The sequence below is a fragment of the Streptomyces viridosporus genome, assembly GCF_002078235.1.
GTDB classification, from domain to species: domain Bacteria; phylum Actinomycetota; class Actinomycetes; order Streptomycetales; family Streptomycetaceae; genus Streptomyces; species Streptomyces viridosporus.
This window is the reverse complement of the sequence record NZ_MSGP01000529.1, coordinates 1-8,241: the sequence shown is the minus strand read 5'-3', so window position 1 is coordinate 8,241 and position 8,241 is coordinate 1. Positions and strand designations below refer to the sequence as shown.

8 protein-coding genes are annotated in these 8,241 nt (G+C 77.6%); 3 read left to right on the top strand and 5 right to left on the bottom strand.

All coding sequences use genetic code 11. The features are described from left to right. From B7L92_RS31475 to B7L92_RS31465, 3 genes are all read right to left on the bottom strand, one after another. Positions 1-605 (bottom strand): pyridoxal-phosphate dependent enzyme (locus tag B7L92_RS31475; protein WP_143626408.1); only part of this gene is annotated, 605 nt, incomplete at its 3' end. Continuing rightward, complete coding sequence (locus B7L92_RS31470; RefSeq protein ID WP_081240723.1) at positions 602-2,101, bottom strand: amino acid adenylation domain-containing protein; 1,500 nt, start codon at positions 2,099-2,101, stop codon at positions 602-604. The genes B7L92_RS31470 and B7L92_RS31475, both read right to left, overlap by 4 nt. Further along, positions 2,101-4,425, bottom strand: coding sequence for a lantibiotic dehydratase (locus tag B7L92_RS31465; RefSeq protein WP_081240722.1), 2,325 nt, complete (start codon positions 4,423-4,425; stop codon positions 2,101-2,103). The genes B7L92_RS31470 and B7L92_RS31465 overlap by 1 nt, the downstream gene beginning before the upstream one ends. 255 nt (positions 4,426-4,680) lie before the next feature. Here B7L92_RS31465 and B7L92_RS40775 point away from each other — a divergent pair, with 255 nt between their 5' ends. From B7L92_RS40775 to B7L92_RS31450, 3 genes are all read left to right on the top strand, one after another. Next, a complete protein-coding gene (locus tag B7L92_RS40775; protein ID WP_159461077.1) occupies positions 4,681-4,932 on the top strand; it encodes an MbtH family protein in 252 nt (83 codons plus the stop codon). After that, on the top strand, positions 4,925-5,704 hold the full coding sequence (locus B7L92_RS31455) for a 4'-phosphopantetheinyl transferase family protein (RefSeq protein WP_081240721.1): 780 nt from the start codon (positions 4,925-4,927) through the stop codon (positions 5,702-5,704). The genes B7L92_RS40775 and B7L92_RS31455 overlap by 8 nt, the downstream gene beginning before the upstream one ends. A gap of 161 nt (positions 5,705-5,865) precedes the next feature. After that, positions 5,866-6,606 carry a Type 1 glutamine amidotransferase-like domain-containing protein gene (locus B7L92_RS31450; protein ID WP_081240720.1) on the top strand — a complete coding sequence of 247 codons (741 nt, stop codon included), beginning with the start codon at positions 5,866-5,868 and terminating at the stop codon, positions 6,604-6,606. 145 nt (positions 6,607-6,751) lie between these two features. Here the strand turns inward: B7L92_RS31450 and B7L92_RS41680 are convergent, their stop codons facing one another. Continuing rightward, a complete protein-coding gene (locus tag B7L92_RS41680; RefSeq protein WP_081240719.1) occupies positions 6,752-7,387 on the bottom strand; it encodes a helix-turn-helix transcriptional regulator in 636 nt (211 codons plus the stop codon). Next, positions 7,384-7,995 carry a response regulator transcription factor gene (locus B7L92_RS31440; RefSeq protein WP_081240718.1) on the bottom strand — a complete coding sequence of 204 codons (612 nt, stop codon included), beginning with the start codon at positions 7,993-7,995 and terminating at the stop codon, positions 7,384-7,386. Before B7L92_RS31440 ends, B7L92_RS41680 begins: the two co-directional genes overlap by 4 nt. Positions 7,996-8,241 lie beyond the last annotated feature (246 nt).

The window sequence follows — 8,241 nt, the reverse complement described above, 5'->3', positions numbered from 1 at the left end:
ACGTCCCGACCGGCGGCGGCGGACTCCTCGCCGGCGTCTGCCTCGCCGCCGCCGGTCGGGACGTACACCGTCTCGGTGCCGGGGGCGTCGGCGAGGAGTTCGGTGCCGACCGTGCCCTGCCCGGCGACCACCAGGGGGTGGTCCGAGGAGGGCACGAGGGTGGCGCCGGTCTCCCGCGCGAGCGCGCGGGCCCGTTCCTCCCGCTCGGCCACTCCCCCGCCCACCCGGACGGTCTCGGCGCCGAGCGCGCGGACGGCGGCGGCCTTGGCGGGGTCCGCGCCCGCCGCGAGGACGACGGTCAGGCGGATGCCGAGGGAGCGGGCGAGCCGGGCGAGGGCGATGCCGTGGTTGCCGGACGAGCCGGTGACGACCCGCTCGGCTTCCAGCGCCAGGACGGCGTTGGCGGCTCCGCGCATCTTGAACGAGCCGCCGTGCTGGAGGTGTTCGGCCTTCAGCAGCAGTTCCGGGCCGTGCGCCGTCCGCACCGGGCCGCGCAGCAGGGGCGTGCGGCGGACGTGCGGGGCGATGCGGACGGCGGCCGCGGCGACGTCGGCGGGGCCCGGCAGGGTGCCGGCCGTGGTCGGCCGCAGGCCGGTGGCGGTCACGGGGTGCTCCCGGCGACCAGCCTGCGCCGGTCCGTCTTGCCGCCGCGGGTGGTGGGCAGCGTGTCGTGGCGCCGGAAACCGCGGGGCATCAGGTGCGGCGGCAGCGAGCGGGCCAGGTGGGCGCGGAGTTCCGCGTCCGTGGTGGCGGTCAGGTCGCCGGTGACATGGGCGGCCAGGTAGGCGCGTCCCCGGTCGTCGGTGTGCGCGGTGACCGCGGCGCCGCTGACGCGCGGGTGGGCCAGCAGCGCGCCCTCGATCTCGGCGGGGTCCACGCGGTAGCCGCGGATCTTGACCTGCCGGTCGGTGCGGCCGACGTAGGTCAGGCCCCGCGGGCCCCACCGGCCGAGGTCGCCGGTGCGGTAGAGGCGGGCGCCGGGCGGGCCGCAGGGGTCGGGCAGGAAGCACGCGGCGGTGCGGGCCGGGTCCCCGCCGTAGCCCCGGGCGACGCCGGCGCCGCCGATGTACACCTCGCCCACGGTGCCGTCGGGGACGGGGACGAGGTCGGCGTCCAGCACCCGGACGACCGTGCCCGGGCGGGGCACGCCGACCACGTCGGCGGCCGTGTCGGGCTCGGCGGGGACGACGTGGCGGGTGGTGGTCATGGTGCACTCGGTCGGGCCGTACTGGTTGACGAGCGTGCCCGGGACCACCCGCCGGCCGCCGGCGGTGAGGAAGGGGCGCAGGGACTCGCCGCTGGAGGCGACCAGGGCGACGCCGGCCAACGGGCCGGCCGGGTCCGGTTGTCCGGCCAGGTGGGCCAGGAAGGACGGGGTGGTGCTGAGCAGCGCGGTCACCCGGTGTTCGCGTACGGTGCGGGCGAAGTCGGCGGGCCGCAGCAGCCGGGAGCGTTCCACGATCACCAGGCGGGCTCCGGCCAGCAGCGGGGCGAAGGTGTCCCGCAGGGAGGCGTCGTAGCCGAGCGGTGCCGTCTGCAGGGCCACGGTGTCCGGGCCGAGGCCGAAGGCGCGGGCGGTGTCGCGCAGGTAGGCGTCGAGGGCGTGGTGCTCGACGAGGACGGGGCTGGGTTCGCCGGTGCTGCCGGAGGTGTGGCTGACGTAGGCCAGGGCCTGCGGGTCGACCCGTGGGGGCGGCGGCGCGGGACCGTCCGGCGCGGTGGCGGCGGGCCGGTCCAGGAGGATCGCGGGCAGGCCGGCGTCCAGGGCGCGGGCGTGTGCGGAGGTGGTCAGGAGCAGGCGGGCGCCCGCGCTGCGGAGGAAGGCCGCGAGGCGGTCGCGGGGCTGGGTCACGTCCAGGGTGAGGAAGGCGGCTCCGCAGCGGATGACCGCGGCCGTCGCGGCCACCGCGTCGGCGCCGTGCTCGACGGCGACGGCGCACATCGTCTCCGGCCGGGCGCCGTGGGCGCGCAGCAGCCGGGTCAGCTCGTCGGTGCGGGCGGCGAGGCGGCCGTAGGTGACCCGGCCGGCGGGGGTGTCCAGCGCGACGCGCTCCGGGTGGCGGGCGGCGTGCGCGGCGAGGTCGTCGGCGACGGTGCGCATCACGCCTCCCCGGTGCCGGTGACGGTCAGGTCGACGGCCACGAAGCGGAGTTCGGAGGTGTAGCGGTGCCCGTCGGCGTCGGTGAGCCAGGCCTGTTCGGGGGTGGGCAGCATCTCGCTGACCTTCAGACGGGCCCCGGGGTCCTCGCGGGCGAGCCGGCGGGCCGCCTTGGCGAGGATGGTGACGTACACGGGGCTGTCGAAGTCGACGTAGAACGGGCGGGGTTCGGTCGGGGAGACGACGAACACGAAGCGGGGCAGGTCGTGGCGGCGCTGCCAGTGCCGGGCACGGACGAACCGGTCGGCCTCGCTCTTCTCGTCGGCGAAGTCGGCGTCGCGGACGGGCAGGTGCCAGGTCTCGCGGGCGACGGTCATCCGGTCGATGGTGATGCGCGGGGTGTGCTCGCCCTCGGGCCGGAGGGTGAAGCGGTCCATGACGCGCTGGGTGAGGGTGTTGGCGTAGGCGTCGAGGACGTCGTGGACGGTGCCGTCGGGCAGGACGGCCGTCAGGCGGCCGTCCCGGTCCTCGACGCGGACGTCCGCGCTCGGCACCGCGTGCGGACGGTAGGGGTCGCCGGTCTGGTCGACCAGGGTCACGCAGGTGTCCTCGGGCCGGTCCAGGGAGGGCCGGCTGCGGGTGGACCACTTCAGCGGCAGTTCCTTGGGCAGCGTGGGCAGCAGGCGGGGGGCGGGGAAGTCGCGGGTGGTCTCGGCGACGAGCCGGTCGCGGTCGGGGTGCTGGTGGACGAAGAGGGAGGCGCCCATGGTGTTCAGCGCGCAGTGCATCTCGCCGAGGACGAGGCCGACGTCGCCGCGGGCGAGGGCGTCCGCGTCCTCGGCGACGACCAGGACGTCGGGGCTGACGTAGCGGGCGAGGGACCAGCCGTCGCCGGGCTCGTCGAACTCGTGGCGCACCCGGTCGGCCAGTTCGGCCGCGGTCAGGCGGACGCGGCGGGCGCCGGCCGGGAGGTCGAGGATCCGGGCCCACTTGGCGCGCAGTTCGGCCTGGACGGCGTCGATCAGGTCGCCGGCGTCGGGGTGCGGGGAGGGCAGGGTGTGCATCCACAGGGTGGCGAGGTCCACCGGGGTGCCGTCGGCGCCCAGGCGGGCGTGGACGGTGCGCAGGCGGGCGCGGACGGCGTCGGCGAAGCGGTTCGTCATCCAGCGGGCGGCCGTCAGGCACAGCTGGAGGGGTTCCAGGTGGGCCAGCAGGGCGGGTCCGGCGGTGGCGGTGGCGGACCGCCGGGCGTCGGAGTACACCAGCCCGCGGCAGGGGGCGGTGCGCGCGCCCTTGGCGCGCTGGGCCTCGCTGTCGGTGAGGGCGGCGAAGTCGGCCTCCAGGGCGCCGATCGCGGTGGTCAGCGCGGTGGCGTCGGTGCCGGCGGCGCGTACGGCGTCCCGGCCGCGCTCCAGCACGGCGAGCTTGGCGAGTGCCCGGTCGCGGGCGGCCCCGTCGGGGACGCGCTCGAGGATGCGGCGCAGGGCCAGGTCGGGGTGGGTGGCGGCGGGCACCTCCAGGCGCCAGGACACCCAGCGCCGGCGGACCAGCTCGCGCACGGTGCCGTCGGCCTCGTCGGCGTCCAGGCCGAGTTCGGCGGCGAGGGCGGCCACGTGCCGGGTGCCGTCGCAGTGCCGGAGCACGGCCTGCTGGAGCTCGCCGACGGGCTGGGCGGGCCGCCCCGGGACCCGTACCGTGCCGTCCTCGCAGCGCACGAAGGACATCCGGCGCGGCGGGATCCACCGCATCAGCTCCTCGTCCTCGGCGAGCACCTTGGCCAGGGCGTCGACGGCCCAGCCGGAGAAGTAGACCTCCTGCGCCGCGAGGAAGCCCCGGCCGGCGTCCACGGCGACGGCGTGCGGCGCCGACGGGTCCCAGCGGCCCCAGCCGACGGGGCCGAAGAAGCCGATGGTGTCGTTCTTCACGCAGAACCGCTGCCAGTAGTGGGCGACCAGTTCCTCCCGCTGGCGGGGCATGCTGCTGCGCTTGTCCACGCCCGGCGTCCAGCGCAGGAACGGGGCGATGCCGGTGCGCAGCACGGCCGGGTTCTGCCAGGCGAGGGCCGCCTGGAAGCGGGGCCGGGCGGCGACCTCCTGGAGGTGGCGGGCGGTGTCCACGGCGGCCGCCGACACCTCCTCGGCGAAGGCCTGCCACTCGGGTCCGGACCGATCGGTGCCGGGGCCGAACTTGTCGGCGGCCTCGGCCAGTCCGGGCGGGGCCAGGCGCAGCACGCCGTCGGCGGGGAAGCCCGGGCCGCGCAGGGCGAACTCCTCCCAGAGCCGCCAGCCTCCGCCCGGCAGCAGGACCGGTGCGTGCTCGTCCGACATCGCGTGCTCCTTCCGGAAAGGGGGTGCGCGGGGAGGCCGCGCGGCTCGGCCGGGCGGTGGTCGCCGGCCGGGCTGCCGGGCTCCCGGCCGGACAGCACCGTCCCGCGCCGGGGGCGGCACGCACCAGAGAAGATCCGGCAGCAACGCGCGCCGCGGGCTCGGCGCGTTCGTCCCTGCCCGGGCGGGCGGCCGCCCGGCACGCTGGCGGCGTCGGCCCCTACCTGCGGCCGGCCCATCACCTGCGGGAGGTTCACCGTGACGCAACCCAACCCCACGGCCGGCGCGGGCGCCGGCGAGGCCCGTCCGGACACCGACGAGGTGTACCTCGTGGTGCGCAACGACGAGGAGCAGTACTCGATCTGGCGGGCGGACCGCGAGGTGCCCGCCGGCTGGCACCCGGAGGGCCGGCGGGGCAGCCGGCAGGAGTGCCTGGACCACATCGGCGTGATCTGGACGGACATGCGCCCGCTCAGCCTGCGCCGCCGGCTGGCCGGGGCGGATGTCTGAGCCGCGGGCGGGCCGGCTGCTGGATCGGCCGGCGCACGCCCCGCCGCCGGCGCCGTCCGGGCCGCCGGGCCCGGCCGTGCTGGACCTGTCCGGGCTGCGGCACCGGACGCGGGCGCCGGGCCCGCGCGTCCTGCGGGGGCCGCTGGAGCTGTACCTGGCCCACGTCGGGGTCCAGGACCGGCGCACCCTCCTGGACGCGCGGGAGCTGCTGGACACGGAGGAACGGGCCCGGGCCCGCGCGTTCCGGCACGACCGCGACCGCGACGCGTACGTGGTCGCGCACGCGGCCCTGCGCGACGTGCTGAGCGCGCTGCTCGGCGTGCGCGCCGAGGCGCTGCCCCTGGCGCGGGAGCCGTGCGCGGGCTGCGGCGGGCCGCACGGGCGGCCGGTCCTGCGCACGCCGGGTGTGCACTTCTCCCTGTCGCACAGCGGAGACCTGGTGCTGGTGGCGCTGGCCCCGGCACCGGTCGGCGTCGACGTGGAGGGACTGGCCACGGCCCGGGCGGTGCTCGGCGCGCAGTCGGCGCTGCACCCGGCGGAGGCGGACGAGCTGGCGCGGCTGCCCGCGCACGAGCGTCCGGCCGCGTTCACCCGCGCCTGGGTGCGCAAGGAGGCCTACCTGAAGGGGCTGGGCACGGGACTGGTGCGCGACCCGGCGCTGGACTACGTGGGCACCGGGCCGCTGCCGGCCCTCCAGGCACCGGGGTGGAGCATGCGGGACGTCCCGGTCCCGGCGGGGTACGCGGCGGCGGTGGCCCTGCGGACGCCCTGACGGCGCACGGGCGAACACGGCGGGGGCCGGTCCGGTGGACCGGCCCCCGCCGTGGTGTCGCGGCGTGACCGCGCGGCCCGGTGTCCCCGAGGGGTCGGGAGCGCGATGCCTTCACCAATGACTCACCCGTACGAGGGAGTCGGCGCGCTACGATCACCGGCGTGACCGCTCCGGAACCGACCATCGTCGCCACCTCCGGGGGGCATCGCGTCGGCGCGCGCACCCGGGTCCTCTTCGACTCCCTGGTCCACCACGCGGTCGACCTCTCCGGTGTGCACGGCAGGCGCCCCCGCGTCCTCTACCTGGGCACGGCGGTGGGCGACGCCGAGCACGTCACGGCACGGGTGGGCGAGGCCGCCCGGGTCGCGGGCTTCGACCTCACCCCGCTCCACCTCTTCCCGATGCCGAACGTGGAGGACGTCGAGGGCACGGTGCTCGACCACGACGTGGTCTGGGTGATGGGCGGCTCGGTGGCCAACCTGCTCGCCGTGTGGCGGGTGCACGGACTCGACGAGGTCCTGCGGCGCGCGTGGCGCGCCGGTGTGGTGCTCGCCGGCGTGAGCGCGGGCTCCATCTGCTGGTACGAGGGCGGCACGACGGACTCCTTCGGCCCCGAACTCCGCCCGGTGACCGACGGGCTGGGCCTGCTGCCGTACGGCAACGGGGTGCACTACGACAGCGACGGGGGCCGGCGTCCGCTGATCCACCGGCTGGTCGCCGAGGGCGTCTTCACGACGGCCCACTGCACCGACGACGGTGTGGGACTGGTCTACCGCGGCACCGAGTTGGCCGAGGCCGTGACCGAGCAGCGGGACAAGGGCGCGTACGTGGTGCGCCGGGACGGCGATCGGACCGTGGAGGAGCGGATCGAGCCGCGGCTGCTTCCCGCGCCTCCCGGCTGACGGACGCACGGCGCCGCGGCCCCCCGGCCGCGCGGGGGGACGGGAGGCGGCGTCCGGCCGCGCGGGAGGACGGGAGGCGGCGTCCGGCCGGTGCGGCCTCGTGTCCACGGCCTCCCCCTCCCCCGCGTTCGTCCCGTGCCCCGCGTCACACCAGGCCGTGGCGCACGGCGTGGGCGACGGCATGGGCCCTGTTGCGGGCCTGCAGCCGGGCCATGATCTCGTAGACGACGTTCTTGACGGTGTGCTCGGAGCAGCCCAGCAGCAGGGCGATGTCCGCGTTGCCGTACCCCTCGGCCATGAGGCTCAGCACCGAGGCCTGACGTGCGGTCAGGGCGGGCCGGCCCCCGCCGCCGGCGGCCGGGTCACCGGGGCGTGCGCCGCCGGTCAGCAGGTGGGAGAGCTCCGGGTAGGGGATGCTCGGGTGCGGGTGGGCCGCGCGGCGCACCGCCGCCGCCAGGCTCTCCTCGGTGAGGTCGGCGGTCCGCAGGACGACCGCCCCGGCCCGCAGCGCGAGCCGCAGGTCCGTCCGGCCGACGGTGTCGCACACGAGGACCAGCGGGCCGGTGTCCGGCCGGCCCCGCAGGGCCCGGGCGACGTCGGCGGCGGCGACCACGGTGACGGTCCCGGGTCCGCCGTGCTCCGGCGCGCAGGCCAGCCCGGCCCGGCGGGCCACGCCGCGGACGCGGTCCGCGCCGCGCGAGGGCGTGATGCGCAGGACGACGGGTGCGGACGCCGGGCCGGCACCGGGCACGGGGGGCGCGGCGGCCAGGGTCGCGGTCACAGCAGACCCGCCCGGAGCGCGTAGGCGACCGCGTGGGCGCGGTTGCGCAGCCGGAACCGCTGGGTGATGTCGTGGACCACGGTGGTCACGGTGCGCGGCGAGTAGGCGAGCCGCTGGGCGATCTCGGCCGTCTCGTGGCCGTCGGCGAGCAGCCGCAGCACCGAGCGTTCCCGGTCGGACAGCATGCCCTCGGCCCAGCCTCCGGTGCCGTGCCGGGCGTCGGCCGGGCGGTCCAGGAGCTGTTCGAGCAGGCGGGGCGGCAGGGTGCAGTCGTCGCGGGAGGCGGCCAGCACCGCGTGGGCGAGGCGGGGCGCGTCCGCGTCCCGGCGCGGGAGCAGGCCGCGGGCACCGGCGGCGAGGGCGTGCAGGACGTCGCCGGAGGCGAGGGCGCCCGCCACCAGGACGACGGCGGGGCTGTGTCTCAGGGCGCGGGTGGCGCGCACCATGTCGAGTTCGGCCGGTCCGAGGCGGTCCACGGTGAGGACGGCGACCCGCGCGTCCGCGGGCTCGCACACGGTCAGGTCCGGGCAGGCCAGCAGGGTCGTGCGCGTGCCGGCCTCCAGTACCGGGTCGAGGGCGACCACGCCGACGGTCACGGGTGCTCCCATCTGCTACTCCTAGGAAGTTCGTCCGCCCGGTCGTGCACGCTCCGGGGCGGTGTTGCGGTGGGGACTGCGCACCACCGTGCCGTGGGCGGGGAGGCGTGGGCATCGGTAACCGGTCCCCACCTTTCCGGCCGAGGGGGCCGTCCCCGTCGGCGTCCGCTCCCCCCGCGACCGCCTCGCCGCCCGTCGTGCGGCGCCCGCCGGCGGACCGGCGCGGTGGCGGTGATCTGCGGGTGGGGGTCCGGGGGC

Excerpts from the sequence above, each read along its gene's own strand:
- B7L92_RS31455 (WP_081240721.1), top strand. The coding sequence starts at position 4,925 with ATGTCTGAGCCGCGGGCGGGCCGGCTGCTGGATCGGCCGGCGCACGCC.
- B7L92_RS31470 (WP_081240723.1), bottom strand. The coding sequence starts at position 2,101 with ATGCGCACCGTCGCCGACGACCTCGCCGCGCACGCCGCCCGCCACCCG.
- B7L92_RS31465 (WP_081240722.1), bottom strand. The coding sequence starts at position 4,425 with ATGTCGGACGAGCACGCACCGGTCCTGCTGCCGGGCGGAGGCTGGCGG.
- B7L92_RS31440 (WP_081240718.1), bottom strand. The coding sequence starts at position 7,995 with ATGGGAGCACCCGTGACCGTCGGCGTGGTCGCCCTCGACCCGGTACTG.